The 18,903-nt window shown below is 71.6% G+C and carries 17 protein-coding genes and 1 tRNA gene; 15 read left to right on the top strand and 3 right to left on the bottom strand.

All coding sequences use genetic code 11. The features are described from left to right. Window positions 1-54: 54 nt before the first annotated feature. Both LQK93_RS18240 and LQK93_RS18235 read left to right on the top strand, forming a co-directional pair. Window positions 55-579 carry an adenine phosphoribosyltransferase gene (locus LQK93_RS18240; protein WP_374969181.1) on the top strand — a complete coding sequence of 175 codons (525 nt, stop codon included), beginning with the start codon at window positions 55-57 and terminating at the stop codon, window positions 577-579. Between the two features lie 29 nt (window positions 580-608). Further along, complete coding sequence (locus LQK93_RS18235) at window positions 609-2,894, top strand: RelA/SpoT family protein (protein WP_374969180.1); 2,286 nt, start codon at window positions 609-611, stop codon at window positions 2,892-2,894. A gap of 109 nt (window positions 2,895-3,003) precedes the next feature. Here the strand turns inward: LQK93_RS18235 and LQK93_RS18230 are convergent, their stop codons facing one another. Then, a complete protein-coding gene (locus tag LQK93_RS18230; RefSeq protein ID WP_374969179.1) occupies window positions 3,004-4,716 on the bottom strand; it encodes a DUF349 domain-containing protein in 1,713 nt (570 codons plus the stop codon). Beyond that, entirely contained in the window at window positions 4,713-5,573 is an 861-nt protein-coding gene (locus tag LQK93_RS18225; RefSeq protein ID WP_374969178.1) for a peptidylprolyl isomerase, read from the bottom strand. The genes LQK93_RS18230 and LQK93_RS18225 overlap by 4 nt, the downstream gene beginning before the upstream one ends. Window positions 5,574-5,834: 261 nt before the next feature. Between LQK93_RS18225 and LQK93_RS18220 the strand changes: the two genes are divergently transcribed. Both LQK93_RS18220 and hisS read left to right on the top strand, forming a co-directional pair. Further along, window positions 5,835-6,536 carry an MBL fold metallo-hydrolase gene (locus tag LQK93_RS18220; protein WP_374969177.1) on the top strand — a complete coding sequence of 234 codons (702 nt, stop codon included), beginning with the start codon at window positions 5,835-5,837 and terminating at the stop codon, window positions 6,534-6,536. After that, window positions 6,533-7,894 carry a histidine--tRNA ligase gene (gene hisS, locus LQK93_RS18215; protein WP_374969176.1) on the top strand — a complete coding sequence of 454 codons (1,362 nt, stop codon included), beginning with the start codon at window positions 6,533-6,535 and terminating at the stop codon, window positions 7,892-7,894. Before LQK93_RS18220 ends, hisS begins: the two co-directional genes overlap by 4 nt. 19 nt (window positions 7,895-7,913) lie before the next feature. Here the strand turns inward: hisS and LQK93_RS18210 are convergent, their stop codons facing one another. Then, a complete protein-coding gene (locus LQK93_RS18210) occupies window positions 7,914-8,525 on the bottom strand; it encodes a hypothetical protein (RefSeq protein ID WP_374969175.1) in 612 nt (203 codons plus the stop codon). Window positions 8,526-8,735: 210 nt separating this feature from the next. Here LQK93_RS18210 and ald point away from each other — a divergent pair, with 210 nt between their 5' ends. The 11 genes from ald (at window position 8,736) to LQK93_RS18155 (ending at window position 18,871) form a co-directional block, all read left to right on the top strand. Then, window positions 8,736-9,851 carry an alanine dehydrogenase gene (gene ald / locus LQK93_RS18205; protein WP_374969174.1) on the top strand — a complete coding sequence of 372 codons (1,116 nt, stop codon included), beginning with the start codon at window positions 8,736-8,738 and terminating at the stop codon, window positions 9,849-9,851. A gap of 26 nt (window positions 9,852-9,877) precedes the next feature. After that, window positions 9,878-10,831: a site-specific tyrosine recombinase XerD gene (gene xerD / locus LQK93_RS18200; protein ID WP_374969173.1), complete on the top strand. Its 954-nt coding sequence runs from the start codon at window positions 9,878-9,880 to the stop codon at window positions 10,829-10,831. A 204-nt stretch (window positions 10,832-11,035) separates the two neighbouring features. Beyond that, window positions 11,036-11,872, top strand: coding sequence for a ParA family protein (locus LQK93_RS18195; protein WP_374971540.1), 837 nt, complete (start codon window positions 11,036-11,038; stop codon window positions 11,870-11,872). A 14-nt stretch (window positions 11,873-11,886) separates the two neighbouring features. After that, window positions 11,887-12,978, top strand: coding sequence for a segregation and condensation protein A (locus LQK93_RS18190; protein WP_374969172.1), 1,092 nt, complete (start codon window positions 11,887-11,889; stop codon window positions 12,976-12,978). Beyond that, window positions 12,971-13,645 carry an SMC-Scp complex subunit ScpB gene (scpB, locus tag LQK93_RS18185; protein ID WP_374969171.1) on the top strand — a complete coding sequence of 225 codons (675 nt, stop codon included), beginning with the start codon at window positions 12,971-12,973 and terminating at the stop codon, window positions 13,643-13,645. Before LQK93_RS18190 ends, scpB begins: the two co-directional genes overlap by 8 nt. Beyond that, window positions 13,642-14,628: a pseudouridine synthase gene (locus LQK93_RS18180; protein ID WP_374969170.1), complete on the top strand. Its 987-nt coding sequence runs from the start codon at window positions 13,642-13,644 to the stop codon at window positions 14,626-14,628. The genes scpB and LQK93_RS18180 overlap by 4 nt, the downstream gene beginning before the upstream one ends. 46 nt (window positions 14,629-14,674) lie before the next feature. Beyond that, window positions 14,675-15,757, top strand: coding sequence for a prephenate dehydrogenase (locus tag LQK93_RS18175; protein ID WP_374969169.1), 1,083 nt, complete (start codon window positions 14,675-14,677; stop codon window positions 15,755-15,757). 69 nt (window positions 15,758-15,826) lie between these two features. Beyond that, complete coding sequence (gene cmk, locus LQK93_RS18170; protein ID WP_374969168.1) at window positions 15,827-16,534, top strand: (d)CMP kinase; 708 nt, start codon at window positions 15,827-15,829, stop codon at window positions 16,532-16,534. Further along, window positions 16,531-17,196, top strand: a complete 666-nt coding sequence (locus LQK93_RS18165) for a lysophospholipid acyltransferase family protein (RefSeq protein ID WP_374969167.1) — start codon at window positions 16,531-16,533, stop codon at window positions 17,194-17,196. The genes cmk and LQK93_RS18165 overlap by 4 nt, the downstream gene beginning before the upstream one ends. A gap of 12 nt (window positions 17,197-17,208) precedes the next feature. Continuing rightward, window positions 17,209-18,711, top strand: a complete 1,503-nt coding sequence (der, locus tag LQK93_RS18160) for a ribosome biogenesis GTPase Der (protein ID WP_374969166.1) — start codon at window positions 17,209-17,211, stop codon at window positions 18,709-18,711. A gap of 86 nt (window positions 18,712-18,797) precedes the next feature. After that, window positions 18,798-18,871, top strand: a tRNA-Pro gene (locus tag LQK93_RS18155). The last annotated feature ends 32 nt before the right edge of the window (window positions 18,872-18,903 follow it).

Genomic DNA, 18,903 nt, shown 5'->3' with positions numbered 1-18,903 from the left:
CCAAGCCACGATCCCAGCCACGGACACGGCCCCGCACACCCAGAAGGAGACGGCGTGAGCCAGATCAGTGACCTCGTGGCCAGCAAGCTGCGCGACATCCCGGACTTCCCGAAGCCCGGAGTGATGTTCAAGGACTTCACCCCCCTCATCGCCGACGGTCCCGCGCTGCGCGAGCTCGTCCGCGACATCGCGCAGCGGTATGCCGGCTCGGTCGACGTCATCGTCGGCATCGAGGCACGAGGCTTCATCCTCGGTGCTGCGGTGGCCTACGAGCTCGAGCTCGGCATGGTGCCGGTGCGCAAGGCCGGCAAGCTGCCGGGGGAGACGCTTCGGGAGAGCTACGCCCTCGAGTACGGCACGGCCGAGATCGAGGTCCACACCGACGCGTTCGAGGCCGGACAGCGCGTGCTCGTCATCGACGACGTGCTCGCCACCGGTGGCACGGCCGAGGCGACCGCCCTCCTCGTCGAGCGAGCCGGCGCAAAGGTGGCCGCGATCGAGGTGGTTCTCGAGCTCGCCTTCCTCGAGGGCCGCAAGCGCCTGGCGCACCGGCCCGTCAACGCCATCCTCACGGTGTGACCCCCGGCGGCAACGCCTAGACTCTCTTCATGAGCGAGGACGTCCGCAGCGAGCTGTCCACCCCGTCGCGGGTTCGGGCGCGCTTCGCGCGGTTCGGGGCGACCCGCCCAGCGGGCAACCCCGTCCTGGAGCCCCTCATGACGGCGGTCCGCCAGAACCACCCCAAGGCGGACCTGTCGGTCATCGAGCGGGCGTATGCCGTCGCCGATCGTGCGCACGAGGGGCAGATGCGCAAGAGCGGTGACGCCTACATCACGCACCCGCTCGCCGTCGCGACGATCCTCGCCGAGCTCGGCATGACCCCGCCCACCCTGGCGGCGGCTCTGCTGCACGACACGGTCGAGGACACGGCATACAGCCTCGACGAGCTGCGGCGCGACTTCGGCGACGAGATCGCGATGCTCGTCGACGGCGTCACCAAGCTCGACAAGGTCACCTACGGCGAGGCCGCGCAGGCCGAGACGGTGCGCAAGATGGTCATCGCGATGGCCCGCGACATCCGCGTCCTCGTCATCAAGCTCGCCGACCGCCTGCACAACGCTAGAACCTGGCGCTACGTCAGCCCCGAGTCGGCCAAGCGCAAGGCCAACGAGACGCTCGAGATCTACGCGCCGCTCGCGCACCGACTCGGCATGAACACCATCAAGTGGGAGCTCGAGGACCTCTCGTTCGCGACGCTCTACCCCAAGGTCTACGACGAGATCGTGCGCCTCGTCGCCGAGCGCGCACCGGCCCGCGAGGAGTACCTCGCCGGCGTCCGGACCCAGGTCACCGAGGACCTCGCGGCCGCGAAGATCAAGGGCACCGTCACCGGCCGGCCCAAGCACTACTACTCCGTGTACCAGAAGATGATCGTGCGCGGCCGCGACTTCGAGGAGATCTACGACCTCGTCGCCGTGCGCGTGCTCGTCGACACGGTGCGTGACTGCTACGCGGCGCTCGGCGCCCTCCACTCGCGGTGGAACCCGGTCCCCGGCCGGTTCAAGGACTACATCGCGATGCCGAAGTTCAACATGTACCAGTCGCTGCACACGACGGTCATCGGCCCGCAGGGCAAGCCGGTCGAGGTCCAGATCCGCACCAACACGATGCACCGCCGCGCCGAGTACGGCGTGGCCGCGCACTGGAAGTACAAGGACCAGAACAACAGCGGTGGCGCCCCCCGTCCGGGCGAGGTCACGCCCCAGAACGACATGGCATGGCTGCGCCAGCTGCTCGACTGGCAGCGCGAGACCGAGGACCCGGGCGAGTTCCTCGACTCGCTGCGCTTCGAGATGGGCAGCAGTGAGGTCTACGTCTTCACCCCGAAGGGCTCGGTCGTCGCGCTCCCGGCCGGCGGCACGCCGGTCGACTTCGCGTATGCCGTCCACACCGAGGTCGGGCACCACTGCATCGGCGCGCGCGTCAACGGCCGCCTCGTGCCCCTCGAGTCGACGCTCGAGAACGGCGACGTCGTCGAGGTGCTCACGTCCAAGGCCGACGGCGCCGGTCCCTCGCGCGACTGGCTGCAGTTCGTCAAGAGCCCCCGTGCCCGCAACAAGATCAAGCAGTGGTTCAGCAAGGAGCGGCGCGAGGAGGCCATCGAGGCCGGCAAGGACTCGATCGCCAAGGCGCTGCGCAAGCAGAACCTGCCGCTGCAGCGGCTGATGAGCCACGACTCGATGACGGCCGTCGCGACGGACCTGCGCTACCAGGACATCGAGGCGCTGTACGCCGCCGTCGGCGAGGGGCACGTCTCCGCGCAGCACGTCGTCAGCAAGGTCGTCGCCTCCATGGGTGGCGTCGACGGCGCCACCGAGGACCTCGCCGAGGCGACCGTCCCGACCCGGGCCGCCTCCCGTCGCAGGCCCGGGGACCCCGGTGTCGTCGTCGTCGGCACGGCCGATGTGTGGGTCAAGCTCGCCAAGTGCTGCACCCCGGTGCCCGGCGACCCGATCATCGGCTTCGTCACCCGTGGCAACGGCGTCTCGGTGCACCGCGTCGACTGCACCAACGCCGACCAGCTGACGGCCAACCCCGAGCGGCTGATCGACGTCGAGTGGGCGCCCAGCTCCGCGAGCGTCTTCCTCGTCCAGCTCCAGGTCGAGGCGCTCGACCGCAACCGGCTGCTGAGCGACGTGACGCGCGTGCTGTCCGACCAGCACGTCAACATCCTCTCGGCCTCGGTGCAGACCTCCCGCGACCGCGTGGCGATCTCCCGCTTCACCTTCGAGATGGGCGACCCCGCCCACCTCGACCACGTCATCAAGGCGGTGCGCCGCATCGACGGTGTCTTCGACGTCTACCGCGTCAACGGCGGCAAGTCGACCATGTAGTCGGGCGCGTGACAGCGCGCAGGCGCTGGCGACGTGCCCGTTGCGGGACAACGAAGTGCCCACCCGGCCGGAGAGCCGAGTGGGCACTTTCGTGCAGCGCGTCGGCTGCTCAGCCGCCGAACTCCGCGACGCCGGCGCGCGCCTGGTCGAGCCAGACCTGGCGGGCCTCGAGGGCCTCGCGGGCCTTCTTGACCTTGCCCGGGTTGCCGGAGGCCTCCGCCTTGGCGAGGTCGTCCTGCAGGTCGGCGACGGCGCGCTCGAGCTGGTCCACCATGGCGCGGGCCCGCGCGGCGACCTCGGGGTTGCTGGACTTCCACCTGCGGTCCTCGGCGTCGCGCACGGTCTGCTCGACGCGGCGCATCGCCTTCTCGACCCGCTCCATGTCGGCGCGCGGCACCTTGCCCGCCGCGTCCCACTTGTCCTGGATCACCCGCAGCTGAGCCTTGGCCCTCTCGAGGTCGGTGACCGGCAGTATCGCCTCGGCCTCGACGAGCAGGGCCTCCTTGACCGTCAGGTTGCCGCGGTACTGCTCCTCCTCGGCCGCCACGACCTCGTCCTTGGCCGCGAAGAAGCGGTCCTGCGCCTCCTTGAATCGCGCCCACAGCTTGTCGTCGTCGGACCGACTGGCCCGTCCGGCACGACGCCACTCGTCCATGAGCCGCTTGAACGCCCCGGCGGTGGCCGCCCAGTCGGTGCTCGTCGAGAGCTTCTCCGCCTCGGCGACCAGCCGTTCCTTGGCGCCCTTGGCCTCGGCGTGCTGGGCGTCGAGGCCGGCGAAGTGACCACGACGTGCCTTGTCGAAGCTGTTGCGCGCAGCGCTGAACCGCTGCCACAGGGCCGACTCGGTCTCGCGGTCGAGGCGGGTCGCCGAGCGCTGGTGGGCCTTCCACTCGTCGAGCAGCTCACGCATACGGGCGCCGCTGGTCTTCCACTGGATTCGCTGCTCCGGCTGGGCCGCGATGGCCTCGGCCTCGGCGACGATCTTCTCGCGCTCGGTGGTGGCGGCGGCGCGGGCCTCGGCCCGGTGCTGCTGCTCGACGTTGCGCTTGGCGGCGAGGCCGGACTGGATCTCGTCGAGCTTGGTGGCGAGGGCATCGAGGTCACCGACGACGGCGGCCTCCTTGACCTGCGCGGCGAGCGTCTTGAGGCCCTCGGCGACATCCTTGGACGGCACCTCGGGCTGGGAGAGCCGCTGCTCGAGCAGCACGGCCGACGCGAACAGCTCGTCGTACTTGCGGGCGAAGTAGGTCAGGGCCTCCTCGTCAGTGGCGCCGGGGTAGGAGCCCACCTCGTGCTCCTCACCGTCGCGGGTGCGCACGAAGACGGTCCCGTTCTCGTCCACGCGTCCGAACGCCGCGGACGCGGAGTGGTCGGTCGTGATGGGAGCCGGCGCAGCGGGGGTCACGGTCGGGTGCGGCGCGGCCTTGGCCAGGGCGGCCGGCGTCGGGATCGAGGAGGGCTTCGGGATGCTCGCCGGGGTGGGCGCGCTGGGGGCCGGGCCACTCGTCGGCGCCTCCGCAGCAGGTGCCTCGTCCGCGGGTGCCTCGTCCGCGGGTGCCTGCGCCGTGTCACCCACCTCGGTGCTGCTGACCGACGCGACGGCGTCAGCGAGCTCGGCCTGTGCCTCGGCGGGCTCCCCGGCCGGTGCCGGCTCGATGGTCTCGACCGTCTCCGCGGTGTCGGCGTTCTCGGCCGCCGGGGTGACGGCGGCGTGGTCCGTCCGCTCGTCGGGAGCGGCCTGCTCGACCGCGGGCTGGTCGGTCTCGGGCTGCGTGTCCGAGACGGTCGTCTCGTCAGGCTCGGGGTGCTGGATGTCGCTCATGCCTTCTTCTCCGTCACGCTGACGCTGAGGATGCTGATCGGGGACACGGGGGTGCCGTCCTGCGGGCTGGGGGGAAGGGCCTTGTTGGCGGCGATCTTCTCGACGATGTCGAGGCCCTTGGTCACCTTCCCGAAGATCGTGTAACCCCCACCGTCGGTGGGCAAGTGCGTTTCCTTGTAGGTGATGAAGAACTGGCCACCGTTGCTGTTCGGGTCCTGGGTGCGGGCCATCGCGAGGACACCCTTGGCGTACTTGCCGTCCTTCGGGGCGTTCTCGATGCCGAAGCCGTAGCCCGGGCCGCCCTGACCGGTGCCCGTCGGGTCGCCACACTGCAGGACGTAGATGCCCTCGGTGGTGACGCGGTGACACGGGCTCGGCGCCCAGTAGCCCGTCTTGGCGAGGTTGATGAACGACGCGACGGTCTGGGGTGCGTGGACGCCGTCGAGCTCGAAGGTGATGTCACCGCAGGTGGTCTTCACCGTCGCGACGAACGTCTTGCCCGCTGCCGTCGCCTTGGCCGGCACCTGGGTCTGCTTCTTGGGCGTCGCCTGCAGCGGCGGGGGAGCGGTGCAGCCCGCGGCCAGCTTCTGCCCGGCCTGCAGGCCGCCCTTGCCCGCGGCGCTGGTGCCGGCCGTGCTCGACGCCGGCGTCGTGGCGCCGCCTGCTGCGGGCGCCGGTGTGTCCGAGCCGCCGAGCAGCTTGGGAACGGCGATCACGGCTGCGATGACGAGGATGACGGCGAGGATCACACCGAAGACCTGCTTGTCGCGCGTCGAGTCGCTCACCGGCGGCTTGGCGGTCTTCTGCTGCTCCTCGTGGCGGCGGCGCGCACGTGCGCGTTCCTGCTCTTTGGTCACGAACCTCTCCTCGTACGGGCCGCGTGGGTTGTCCCCGGGCGTTCGGTCATTTTAGGGAACGACCGAGGGACGCGTGTGGCGGGAGGGTCACGAGTACGTGACATCTGCCTTGCCCAGGGGAAGTGGTCGACGCAGCCCCGGTGACGGCATACCCGGCTGGCGCCCGTCCCCGCTCCCGAGGGCGTATGCCGTGGCGGCGACCACGCGCCCGAGCGGGGCTCGCGACGGGGGCGCCGAAGCAGCCCTCGCTAGGCTCTTCGGGTGCTCACCATCGCGTTCCCGGCCCAGGCGTTCGACACCAACTGCTACGTGCTCGCCCCGGCGGCGGGGGAGGAGTGCGTCGTCGTCGACCCGGGCGTGGGCGTCGTGGAGACGCTGCGCGAGGTGCTCGCGGAGCACCGGCTGCGCCCCGCGGCCGTGCTGCTCACCCACGGGCACGTCGACCACGTCTACTCCGTCACCCCGGTCTGCGGCTCGGACACGGCCGCCTACATCCACGCCGACGACCGCTACCGGCTGCACGACCTGCTGGGGCGGACGAACCCGGGGCTGATCGCGATGTTCGAGCAGCAGTTCGGGGCCGCGGCGACGTGGACCGAGCCGAGCAACGTCGTCGAGATCGGCGACGGGACGAGACTGAGCCTGGCCGGCATGGACTTCGACGTGCTCCACGCACCCGGGCACACCGAGGGCTCGGTGATGTTCGGCACCGACCGGGTCCCCGACGGGCTGCAGGGCCAGGTGGACGTCGACCGCACGATGGTCACCGGCGACGTGCTGTTCGCGGGCTCGATCGGCCGCACCGACCTACCGGGCGGCGACCCGGCGGCCATGCAGCGCAGCCTGCGGGACGTGGTCCTGCCGCTGCCGGACACGACGCTCGTGCTGCCCGGCCACTACCAGGCCACGACGATGGCCCAGGAGCGGGCCACCAACCCCTACCTGAGAGACTTGCCCGCGTGAGCACGCGTCCTCCTTCGAAGTCCGGCAAGGTCACCCCGATCAGCGGCTTCCCCGAGTACCTCCCGTCCGAGCGCATCGTCGAGCAGCGCTTCCTCGACGTCATCCGGGAGACGTTCGAGCTGCACGGCTTCTCCTCGGTCGAGACGCGCTCCATCGAGCCGATCGAGCGCCTGAGCTCCCAGGGCGAGGACGCCGACAAGGAGATCTACGCCGTCTCGCGCCTCGCCGGCGGCAGTGACGAGGACGCCCGCTGGGGCCTGCACTTCGACATGACGGTGCCGTTCGCGCGGTACGTCCTCGAGAACGCCGGCAAGCTCGCCTTCCCGTTCCGGCGCTACCAGATCCAGAAGGCGTGGCGCGGCGAGCGGCCTCAGGAGGGGCGCTACCGCGAATTCACCCAGGCCGACATCGACGTCGTCGACGTGGGGCGGCTCTCGCCGCACTTCGAGGCCGAGATGCCGCTCGTCATCGCCGACGTCTTCAGCAAGTTCCCGGTCGGCGAGTTCGTGATCCAGGTCAACGACCGCAAGATCCCCAACGGCTTCTACCAGGGCATCGGGATCTCCGACGTGATCGGGACGCTGCGCATCGTCGACAAGCTCGACAAGGTCGGGCCCGAGAAGGTCAAGGCGCTGCTCATCGAGTCGGGCACGACGCCCGAGCAGGCCGACCAGTGCCTGGCGCTCGCCGGCATCCGCTCCGCCGACCTCTCCTTCGTCGACCAGGTGCGTGCGCTCGGCGTCGAGCACCCGCTGCTCGACGAGGGCCTGGAGTCGCTGGCCAACGTGATCCGCACCGGCATGGCCCACGCGCCGGGCAAGCTGGTCGCCGACCTGCGCATCGCGCGAGGGCTCGACTACTACACCGGCACCGTCTACGAGACGCAGTTCGTCGGGCACGAGTCCTGGGGGTCGTTCTGCTCCGGAGGCCGCTACGACGCACTGGCCAGCGACGGGCGCAACACCTATCCCGGGGTCGGCATCTCCATCGGCGTCACGCGCATCCTCGGCCTGCTGGTCGGGCGCGGACTGGTCACCGCCTCGCGCTCGACCCCCGCGGCCGTGCTCGTCGCGCTGGCCGACGACGAGGCGCGCGAGGGTGCCGTGGCCGTGGCGACGGCCCTGCGACGACGTGGCATCGCCTGCGAGGTCGCCCCGTCGGCTGCACGCTTCGGCAAGCAGATCCGGTATGCCGAGCGGCGGGGCATCCCGTACGTCTGGTTCCCGGGGTCAGGGGAGTCCGGCGACGAGGTCAAGGACATCCGTTCGGGTGAGCAGGTGCCGGCCTCGGCCGACTCGTGGAGCCCGCCGGTCGAGGACCTCACGCCCGGGGTGACGCGCACCGACGCGGCCGGCTGAGTCCCCGACCTGCAGCCCGTCAGGTCCCGCGCGGTGGGCGCAGCCCCTCGTCGCGCAGCTCCAGTGCCGCCAGCTCGTGGATGACCACGGTGTCCCGACGACGCCAGGCCCCGGCCGGGTCGTCGCTGATCCGGGCCAGGGTGCCCAGGGGCTGGTGGGCCATCGCGCGCAGGGCGAAGAGGTCGAGGTCTGCGTTCGAGTCGAGGAAACGCTGCGCGGCGGAGGCCCGGCGGGCGAACCCGACGCGCACGTAGAGCCAGAGCGACACGACGAGGACGATCGGCACGGCTGCCACGACGAGGCCGAGGACGAGGGCCACCCGCTCGACGGTCATGGCCATCGAGGTGCCCGCGCTGCTCAGCGTGGCGCCCGACTGCGCCGCCTGGCCGAGCCACTGCTTGAGCTGGTCGCCGACGAGGGGGAGCTGGCCGGCCTGGTTGCCCGCGCCGGTCAGCGAGCTGTTGACCGAGCGGCCCGCTGCGGTGAGCGAGTCGGCGGGCCCGCGCAGCTCGACCACGACGTCATGCGTCTGGCGGCCGAGCCACACCCAGACGCTTACCCAGAGCAGGACGAGGACGTCGGACAGCAGCTGGCGCGTGCGACGGCCCGGTGTATCGGCGTACAGCTTCATGCGAGCGGCTCCAGGCGTCGGGCTCATCGGTCGGTGGCTCCAACCTAGGGGCAAGCGCTTCCGCGGCGTCATGGGCGTCGAGCCCGCGAGGACGATGCCGCGTCACCCGTCCGGCCGCATCTCGCATCGTGGATAGAGTGGGCCACGCCGGTCAGTGTCGACCGGACCTGCCTCCGAGCAGGGTCCACGAGAGAAGAAAGTGCAACGGACATGAAGGTCGGCATTCCCCGCGAGGTCAAGAACCACGAGTACCGCGTGGCCATCACGCCCTCGGGCGTCCACGAGCTGACCGAGCACGGTCACCAGGTGCTCGTGGAGAAGGACGCCGGCGTCGGCTCGCAGATCAGCGACGACGACTACGCCGCCGCGGGCGCCCGCATCATCGGCTCGGCCGACGACGTCTGGGGCGAGGCCGAGATGGTGCTCAAGGTCAAGGAGCCCGTCGCGGAGGAGTACCACCGGATGCGCGAGGGCCTGACCCTCTTCACCTACCTGCACCTCGCCGCCGACAAGCCGCTCACCGAGGAGCTCCTCAAGCGCAAGGTCACCGGCATCGCCTACGAGACGGTCCAGCTGCCCTCCGGCGGCCTGCCGCTGCTCTACCCGATGTCCGAGGTCGCAGGCTGTCTCGCACCGCAGGTCGGCGCCCACGCGCTGATGCGGGCGCAGGGCGGCCGCGGAGTGCTCATGGGCGGCGTCGGCGGCGTGGCCAACGCCAAGGTCGTCATCCTCGGTGCCGGCGTGTCGGGCCAGAACGCAGCCAACATCGCGCTCGGCATGGGAGCCGACGTGACGCTCCTCGACACCGACCTCGACAAGCTCCGGATGTCGTTCTGGCGCTACGACAACCGGGTCCACGGGCTCGCCTCGTCCCGCCTGACGGTGCAGGAGCAGGTGCTGCAGGCCGACATGGTGATCGGCGCGGTCCTCATCCCGGGCGCCGCTGCCCCCAAGCTGGTCTCCAACGAGCTGGTCTCCCAGATGAAGCCGGGCTCGGTGCTCGTCGACATCGCCATCGACCAGGGCGGCTGCTTCGAGGACAGCCACCCCACCACCCACGCCGACCCGACCTACCAGGTGCACAACTCGGTCTTCTACTGCGTGGCCAACATGCCGGGCGCGGTCCCCAACACCTCGACGTACGCCCTGACCAACTCGACGCTGCCGTATGCCGTGAGGCTGGCCAACCAGGGCTGGCGGGACGCGCTGCGGTCCGACCACGCCCTCGCCCTGGGCCTCAACACCCACGACGGCCACATCACCTACGCCGGTGTGGCCGAGGCCCACGGCATGCAGTCCGTCTCGCTCGAGGAAGCCCTCTCCTGACCGACCAGGTCGTCACCGCGCCACCCGTGGCACGTCCAACCCCCTTGGAGCGGGACGTGCGCGGGTGGCTCGACCACGTCCGGGTCGAGAAGGGGGCCTCGGAGAACACCCTGAAGTCCTACGCCCGCGACCTCCGCGCCTACTGCGCCTTCCTCGCCGAGTGCGGGGTGGAGGATGCCGGGGGAGTGACGGAGGCCCAGGTGAGTGACTTCCTGGCCTCGCTGCGCGAGCGCGGCCTGGCGGCCTCGTCCGCGGCGCGCACGCTCGTCGCGGTTCGGGGCTTCCACCGCTTCCTCGCGCTCGAGGGCCTCGTGCCCCGCGACCCCGCCGCCAACGTCACGCCGCCCAAGCCGCCCGCCCGGCTGCCCAAGGCCATCCCCGTCGAGGCGGTGGAGCGCCTGCTCGCCGCGTCGGCCGTCGGCGACACGCCCGAGTCGCTGCGGGACCGGGCGCTGCTCGAGGTCCTCTACGGCGTCGGTGCCCGCATCTCCGAGGCCGTCGGCCTCGACATCGACGACATCGAGAACGCCGGTGAGCCGGGTGCTGCCGCCGGCGACGACGGCGGGGGCGGCTCGTCCGTGCGGCTGCACGGCAAGGGCGGCAAGGAGCGCATCGTCCCGGTGGGCCGCTACGCGGTGGAGGCCGTCACGGCATACCTCGTGCGGGGACGCCCTGCGCTGGCCGCGCACGGACGCGGAGGACCGGCGCTCTTCCTCAACCAGCGGGGGGCCCGGCTCTCCCGCCAGTCGGCGTGGGCGGTCATCCGGCGCGCCGCCGAGCGCGCCGGCCTGGGCGAGCACGTCTCGCCGCACACCCTGCGGCACTCCTTCGCGACGCACCTGCTCGACGGGGGTGCCGACGTACGGGTGGTGCAGGAGCTGCTGGGCCACGCCTCCGTCACGACCACGCAGATCTACACGATGGTCTCGGTGCACCGACTTCGCGAGGTCTATGCGGGCGCCCACCCCCGTGCCCGCTGATAGGGTCACACCTGATCAGCGAGAGGCTGACCACAGGATCTGAAGGCAAGGCCGAGCGGAGTGGAACACCTGGTGAACGAGGAGTCACACGACACCATGCAGTCCGTGCCGACAGGGGACCTCGACCAGCTTCGCCACAGTCCCGTGAACGGGGTGCCCCGAGTTGCCCAGCTTCCGGGGACCGAGTCGGCCGGATCGGGCGCCATGGGGCCCACCGGGCGCCCGCTGCCCCACTTCCCCGACCCCGCGCCACTGACCAGCCACGGCCCGGCGCGCATCATCGCCATGTGCAACCAGAAGGGTGGGGTCGGCAAGACCACGACCACCATCAACCTGGGCGCCGCCCTGGCCGAGGTCGGCCGCCGGGTGCTCGTGGTCGACTTCGACCCGCAGGGCGCCCTGTCCGTCGGGCTGGGCGTCAACGCGCAGGGCCTCGACGTCACGATCTACAACCTGCTCGTCGAGCGCGGTCACGAGATCCACGACGTCATCCAGCAGACCCGCACACCAGGGCTCGACGTCGTGCCCGCCAACATCGACCTGTCCGCGGCAGAGGTGCAGCTCGTCGGTGAGGTCGCGCGCGAGCAGATCCTCGCCCGCGTGCTGCGACCCGTCATCGACGAGTACGACGTCATCCTCATCGACTGCCAGCCCTCGCTCGGCCTGCTCACGGTCAACGCGCTGACGGCCGCCCACGGTGTCGTCATCCCGCTCGAGTGCGAGTTCTTCGCGATGCGCGGCGTGGCCCTGCTCATCGACACGATCGACAAGATCACCGACCGCCTCAACCCGCGCCTGCACGTCGACGGCATCCTCGCCACGATGTACGACGGCCGTACGCTGCACAGCCGCGAGGTCGTGCGCTCGGTCGTCGACCACTTCGGCGAGCAGGTCTTCCACACCGTCATCAGCCGCACCGTGAAGTTCCCGGACGCGACGCTGGCTGCCGAGCCGATCACCTCCTACTCGTCCGAGCACTCCGGTGCCAACGCCTACCGCCAGCTCGCCCGTGAGCTGATCGCGCGCGGCGGCGCGGCCTGATCCGTCGTGGGCGGATGACCGAGCAGGACACCGTCGAGCGCCAGGCGGTCGCTTCCGATGTCGGCGAGAACGCCGTGGCCACCAGCGCCGGCGAGCCCGGCGAGGCCGGCAACCTCGGTGACCCCGCGGGTCCCGGCGACGTCGTGCAGGCGCCGGCTTCCCCCGCTGACGAGCTGACGCCCGGTGGCGTCATCACCCGCCGCGCCTCCACGCCGTTCGAGGTCCACCTCGACGTCTTCTCGGGCCCCTTCGACCTGCTGCTCGGCCTGATCAGCAAGCACAAGCTCGACATCACCGAGGTCGCGCTCGCCAAGGTCACCGACGAGTTCGTGGCCCACATCAAGGCCGCCCAGGCCGCAGAGAGCGACTGGGACCTGGGCCAGGCCTCCGAGTTCCTCCTCATCGCCGCGACCCTGCTCGACCTCAAGGCCTCGCGCCTGCTCCCGCAGTCGGGCCCCCAGGACGAGGAGGACCTCGCGCTCATCGAGGCCCGAGACCTGCTCTTCGCCCGCCTGCTCCAGTACCGCGCCTACAAGCAGATCGCGGGGACGTTCCGCGACCGGATGGCGACCGCCGGGCGGATCACGCCGCGCCAGGCCGGGCTCGACCCGGAGTTCGCGAGCCTGCTGCCGGAGCTGGTCATCGCCGTCACGCCGGAGCAGTTCGCCAAGATCGCCGCCCGTGCCATGACGCCCAAGATCGCGCCCACCGTCGGGCTGGAGCACCTGCACGCGCCCCAGGTGAGCGTGCGTGAGCAGGCCGCCATCCTCGTCGAGCGGCTGCGCCACCGCGGGCAGGTCTCCTTCCGCAGCCTCGTCGCCGACGCCGACAGCACCCTGGTCATCGTCGCTCGCTTCCTCGCCCTGCTCGAGCTGTTCAAGGAGGCCGCCATCGCCTTCGAGCAGGCGGAGGCCCTCGGCGAGCTGGACATCCGGTGGACCGGCGCCGGGGCGGGTGAGATCGCCATCGACGACGAGTTCGACGAGGAGGCCGGCGAGGAGGCCGGCGAGCGGCGCGACCAGGCACACGAGCAGCAGGCCGACGAGCAGGAGCCCGGAGAGGCGCGTGGCGCGGCAGCGGCACGGACAGGAGCAGACGATGAGTGACCAGCCCGGGTCAGTGATGCAAGGGTCGATGCAAGGGCCCGGCGCGGCCGACGAGCCGGAGGTGCTCGCCGAGCGGGGCGGCGACGAGCAGATCGCCTTCGACATCAACGACTTCCCCGGTGGAGCCCGCTCTGCCCTCGAGGCCGTCCTCATGGTCGTCGACGAGCCGGTCACCGAGGTCGCGCTCGCGTCGGCGCTCGAGCTCCCCGTCGAGGACGTGCGTGGCCACCTGCACGCCCTCGAGGAGGATTACGCCGCCGCGCAGCGCGGGTTCACGCTGCGTAGCGTCGCGGGTGGCTGGCGCGTCTACAGCAGGCCCGACTACGCCCCTGTCGTGGAGAAGTTCGTCCTCGACGGCCAGCAGGCCAAGCTCACCCAGGCCTCGCTCGAGACGCTCGCGGTGATCGCCTACCGCCAGCCGGTGTCCCGCGCCAGGGTCAGCGCGGTGCGCGGCGTCAACGTGGACGGCGTCGTGCGCACCCTGACCTCCCGCGGCCTCATCGAGGAGGTCGAGGACGTGGGGGAGAGCGGCGCAGTGCTCTACCGCACCACCCCCTACTTCCTGCAGCGGATGGGACTGTCGTCGCTCGACGACCTCCCGGCGCTGGCGCCCTACCTACCGGACGCCGACGTCATCGACGAGCTCATCGAGGAAGGACACGCATGAGCGAGTACTCCAGGTCACCCCGACAGCCGCGCAAGAAGGGATCGGGTGCCTCCGGTGGCAGTGGTGGGGCCGGCGCCCGCCATGCCGCCCCGGGTGCCAAGGGCCGCACCGGGCGCCCCGTCGCCGCCGGCAAGAGCGGCGGGAGGAGCGGCGGCGGCGGCAAGGCCACCGGGCCGCGGTTCGCCGGGTCGACGAAGGCCAGCCAGCCGACGAAGCTCCCCGAGCGCAAGGCCGCCCCGCAGGTCGACGTCCACGACCCCGAGGGCGTGCGCCTGCAGAAGCTCATGGCAGCCGGGGGCGTCGGCTCGCGCCGTGTATGCGAGAACCTCATCGAGCAGGGTCGGGTGGAGGTCGACGGCCAGGTCGTCACCGAGCTGGGGGTGCGAATCAACCCGCGCACCCAGGTCGTGCACGTCGACGGCGTGCGCGTCAACCTCGACGAGGACCGCGTCTACCTCGCCTTCAACAAGCCCAAGGGCGTGGTCACGACCATGCACGACGAGCTCGGCCGGGTCTCCCTGGCCGACTACGTCGGCAACCGCGAGGAGCGGCTCTTCCACGTCGGCCGTCTCGACGCCGACACCGAGGGCCTGCTGCTGCTCACGAACGACGGCGACCTCGCGCACCGACTGCAGCACCCGGCATACGGCGTGCTCAAGACGTACGTCGCGACCATCCGCGGGCCCGTCCAGCGGGACGTGGGCAAGCGCCTGCGCGAGGGCGTCGAGCTCGAGGACGGGCCGGTGAGCGTCGACTCCTTCCGCATCGTCGACCACCAGCCGGGCAAGGCCATGGTCGAGGTCGTGCTGCACGAGGGGCGCAAGCACGTCGTGCGCCGCATGCTCGAGGCCGTCGGGCACCCCGTGCTCGAGCTCGTCCGCACCGAGGTGGGCCCCATCCGCCTGGCCGACCTCAAGTCCGGTCGCTCCCGCCGGCTCAACAAGGCCGAGATCGGGGCGCTCTACAAGGCCGCCGGTCTGTGACCCGGACGAACGCTCTGTGCAGCGACCCGCTGGCTACGTTGGCGCCGTGACCACGCACGTCCGCATCGTCGGTGCAGGACTGATCGGCACCAGCCTCGGGATCGCCCTGTCCGGCAAGGGGTTCCGGGTGTCGCTCGAGGACCCCTCGCCGACGGCGGTCCGGCTAGCCCGCGACCTGCGTGCCGGCGAGGTGGCCGACGGGCGCGCAGACGCCCCTGACGTCGTCGTGGTCGCGGCCCCGCCCGACGTGGCGGCCGACGTGGTCGTCGCGGCGCTGGACCGATGGCCCGGCGCGGTGGTGAGCGACGTCGCCTCGGTCAAGGAGTCGGTGCTCCGCGGCGTCCTGGGCTCCGGTGCCGACGCCAGCCGCTACGTCGGCTCGCACCCGATGGCCGGCCGGGAGCGCTCCGGAGCCGCAGCCGCGCGCGCCGACCTGTTCGAGGGCCGGGCCTGGGTGATCGTGCCCCACGAGACGTCGACGCCGGCGGCCGTGAGCTGTGTGCGCGAGATCGCGCTCGCCGTCGGCTCCCTGGTGCTCGTCATGCCGGCCCACGAGCACGACGAGGCGGTCGCCGCCGTGTCGCACGTGCCGCAGCTCGCCGCGAGCATCGTGGCCGCCTGCCTCCGGGACCTCCCCGAGTCCGCCGTCGGGCTCGCCGGTCCCGGTCTGCGCGACGTCACCCGGATCGCCGCGAGCGACCCGCGACTCTGGACGCAGATCCTGGCCGGCAACGCGCCCGCAGTGCGCGACGTGATGCGCCTCGTCCGAGACCAGGTCCAGGCCGTCATCGCGGCCCTCGACGCCCTGGTGGACGCCGACGGCGTCGGCGCACTGGGCACCCTGAGCGGGGTGCTCGAGGCCGGCAACCTCGGCCACGCGCGGATCCCCGGCAAGCACGGCGCGGCCCCGACGGCATACGAGGTGGTCTCGGTGGTCGTCCCCGACGAGCCCGGCGCGCTGGCGCGGCTGCTCGGGGACGTGGGCGACGCCGGCATCAACCTCGAGGACCTGCACCTCGAGCACGGTCTCGGGCAGGCCGTGGGCGTCGCGGAGCTCTCGGTCGTCCCGGCCTCGGTCGAACCGCTGCGCAGCGAGCTCGAGCGGCTGGGCTGGCGCGTCCACGACTGAGCGTGACGACCCAGCCGGCAGGACCCGGCGCGTCGGGCCGTCACCCGGAGAGGCACTATCCTCGGCCGCATGCCTGACGCCCCTGAGGACCATCTGTCCGGATTCGTCATCGCCGTCGACGGGCCGTCGGGCTCCGGCAAGTCGAGCGTGAGCAAGCAGGTGGCGCGGGTGCTCGGCTACGGCTTCCTCGACACCGGTGCGATGTATCGCGCCCTCACGTGGTGGTGCCTCGACCAGGGTGTCGACCTGGCCGACCAGGACGCCGTCATCGACGCCGCGGAGCGCTTCCCGCTCGCCATCGGCACCGACCCGGACTCGCCGACGGTCACGGTGGGCGGCACCGACGTCGCCGCCGCGATCCGCGAACCGCGCATCTCCACCAACGTCTCGGCCGTCGCGACGGTCCTGCCGGTCCGCGAGATCCTCCGGGTGCTCCAGCGGCGGCTGATCAACGAGGCGGCCGGGGCCACCGGCGGCGTCGTCGCCGAGGGTCGCGACATCACCACCGTCGTCGCGCCGGAGGCCCCGGTGCGCATCCTGCTGACCGCCTCGGAGGAGGCCCGGCTCGCGCGGCGGTCCAAGGAGCTGCACGGGGCGGCCGACGCCGATGCCGTCGCAGCGACCCGTTCGCAGGTGGTCGACCGCGACAAAGCCGACTCGGCCGTGTCCGAGTTCACCGTGGCAGCCGACGGTGTCACGACCATCGACACCTCGCACCTCGACTTCGAGGGCTCGGTCGAGGCGGTGCTCCGGGCGGTCCGGGCGGCCCGGGCATGACCGAGGCGGTCGCTCCCCACCCCGACCGGGCAAGGATCGGCCGCCCGATCGGCACGGTGCTCTTCCACACCCTCTACCGCGGGAGCGCCCTTCACGCCGAGCGGGTGCCGCGCCAGGGACCCGTCGTCCTCGTCGCGAACCATGCGGCGTTCCTCGACGGACCGCTCGTCTTCGGGCTCGCCCCCCGTCCGGTCAGCTTCCTCGTGAAGCAGGAGGCCTTCACCGGCTTCTTCGGCTGGACCCTGCGCCAGGTCGGCCAGATACCGATCGACCGCTCCGTCGGGGACCGGACGGCGCTCGCCACGGCGACCACCGTCCTCGAGCGTGGAGGAGCGGTCGGCATCTTCCCCGAGGGCAACCGCGGGGCCGGCGAGGTCGAGCAGGTCAACCACGGAGCAGCCTGGGTCGCCCTGCGCACGAGGGCCCGGATCGTGCCGGTCGCCGTGCTCGGGACCCGGCGCCCAGGCGGCGGCACGAGCGGCTGGCCGCCCCTGCGCAGTCGCCTCCTCGTCGACTTCGGTGAGCCGTTCCAGGTCGGTGTCGACCCCTCGGTGCCGGGGCGCGACCGTCTTCGCCTGGCCAGCGAGCAGCTGCGGGACGCTCTCGCGTCACATGTACGCCGCTCGCGGGTGGAGAATGGTCCCTCACTGCACGTTCACTGATTCGAGGACACCGTGACTGACGAGACCGCCCGCCCCACCGACGAGGGCGCTCCGATCTCGACCGCCGACCCCGAGGGCCGCGACGACGCCTCCGTCGAGCGCGCGCTGCGCGCCGGGCTCGCCGACTTCGAGCTGAGCCCCGAGGACCAGGCGCTGCTCGACGCCCAGGGGCCGTATGCCGCGGGCGCAGCGGAGCAGGGCCCCTTGCCTGTGGTGGCCGTCGTCGGCCGTCCGAACGTCGGCAAGTCCAGCCTGGTCAACCGCATCCTGCGCCGCCGGGAAGCCGTCGTCGAGGACGTCCCGGGCGTCACCCGCGATCGCGTGTCGTACGAGGCGGAGTGGGGCGGCCGCCGCTTCACCATCGTCGACACCGGCGGCTGGGAGGCCGACGCGACCGGCATCCACCTGCGGGTGGCGGAGCAGGCCGAGATCGCCATCGACCTCGCCGACGTCGTGATGTTCGTCGTCGACGCCACGGTCGGCGCGACCGACGACGACGAGGCCGTCGTCAAGCTCCTGCGTCGCTCGGGCAAGCCCGTCGTCCTCGTGGCCAACAAGGTCGACGACCAGCGCGGAGAGGCCGACGCGGCCGCGCTGTGGAGTCTCGGGCTCGGCCAGCCATGGCCGGTCTCGGCAGTGCACGGCCGCGGCAGCGGTGATGCCCTGGACGCCGTGCTCGAGGTGCTGCCCGACGTGTCCGCGCACGGCGCGTACGCCCAGGGGGGACCCCGTCGAGTCGCGCTCATCGGACGTCCCAACGTCGGCAAGTCAAGCCTGCTCAACAAGCTCGCCGGCAGCGATCGGGTCGTCGTCGACAACGTGGCCGGCACGACCCGCGACCCCGTGGACGAGCTGATCGAGCTCGGCGGCACGACGTGGCGCTTCGTCGACACCGCCGGCATCCGGCGCCGGGTGCACCAGACGCGGGGCGCCGACTTCTATGCCTCGCTGCGCACCCAGACGGCTCTCGAGAAGGCGGAGGTCGCCGTCGTGCTCATCGACGCCGAGCAGCCGATCGCCGAGCAGGACATCCGCGTCGTGCAGCAGGTCATCGACGCCGGCCGTGCCCTGGTCATCGCCTACAACAAGTGGGACACCCTCGACGAGGAGCGCCGCTACTACCTGGAGCGCGAGATCGAGAAGGAGCTCGTCCAGGTGCCCTGGGCGCCGCGCGCCAACATCTCGGCGCGCACCGGCCGTCACATGGACCGGCTGGTCCCCGCCATCGAGACCGCCCTCGAGTCCTGGGACACCCGCGTGCCCACGGCCCGCCTGAACGCCTTCCTCGGCGAGATCGTGGCCTCGCACCCGCACCCCCTGCGCGGCGGCAAGCAGCCGCGCATCCTCTTCGCCACCCAGGCCTCGACCCGCCCGCCGCGGTTCGTCGTCTTCGCCTCCGGCTTCATCGAGGCCGGCTACCGCCGGTTCATCGAGCGTCGGCTGCGTGAGGAGTTCGGCTTCGAGGGCACGCCGATCGAGGTCTCGGTCAGGGTCCGCGAGAAGCGCCGCCGCTGACATCCTGAGCTTGACCGGGCCTGCCGGGGGCCGATTGGGACCAGTGGTGCCCGGTGCGCTACTGTTCCTTTCGCCCCGAGGGGCATCGGGCTGTGGCGCAGCTTGGTAGCGCACTTGACTGGGGGTCAAGGGGTCGCAGGTTCAAATCCTGTCAGCCCGACCGATCGACGAAGGGCCGCACTCTCCACCGAG

It is taken from the genome of Terrabacter sp. BE26, from assembly GCF_041941675.1.
Classification (GTDB): Bacteria; Actinomycetota; Actinomycetes; order Actinomycetales; family Dermatophilaceae; genus Terrabacter.
Note: the sequence above shows the minus strand (reverse complement) of the source record. Positions and strands in the feature narration are given on the sequence as shown.

Bases quoted from the DNA above. Each gene is read 5' to 3' on its own strand.
- LQK93_RS18195 (WP_374971540.1), top strand. From the start codon at position 11,036: ATGGGGCCCACCGGGCGCCCGCTGCCCCACTTCCCCGACCCCGCGCCA.
- LQK93_RS18180 (WP_374969170.1), top strand. From the start codon at position 13,642: ATGAGCGAGTACTCCAGGTCACCCCGACAGCCGCGCAAGAAGGGATCG.
- LQK93_RS18230 (WP_374969179.1), bottom strand. From the start codon at position 4,716: ATGAGCGACATCCAGCACCCCGAGCCTGACGAGACGACCGTCTCGGAC.
- ald (WP_374969174.1), top strand. From the start codon at position 8,736: ATGAAGGTCGGCATTCCCCGCGAGGTCAAGAACCACGAGTACCGCGTG.
- cmk (WP_374969168.1), top strand. From the start codon at position 15,827: ATGCCTGACGCCCCTGAGGACCATCTGTCCGGATTCGTCATCGCCGTC.
- LQK93_RS18165 (WP_374969167.1), top strand. From the start codon at position 16,531: ATGACCGAGGCGGTCGCTCCCCACCCCGACCGGGCAAGGATCGGCCGC.
- LQK93_RS18210 (WP_374969175.1), bottom strand. From the start codon at position 8,525: ATGAAGCTGTACGCCGATACACCGGGCCGTCGCACGCGCCAGCTGCTG.
- LQK93_RS18235 (WP_374969180.1), top strand. From the start codon at position 609: ATGAGCGAGGACGTCCGCAGCGAGCTGTCCACCCCGTCGCGGGTTCGG.
- LQK93_RS18190 (WP_374969172.1), top strand. From the start codon at position 11,887: ATGACCGAGCAGGACACCGTCGAGCGCCAGGCGGTCGCTTCCGATGTC.
- scpB (WP_374969171.1), top strand. From the start codon at position 12,971: ATGAGTGACCAGCCCGGGTCAGTGATGCAAGGGTCGATGCAAGGGCCC.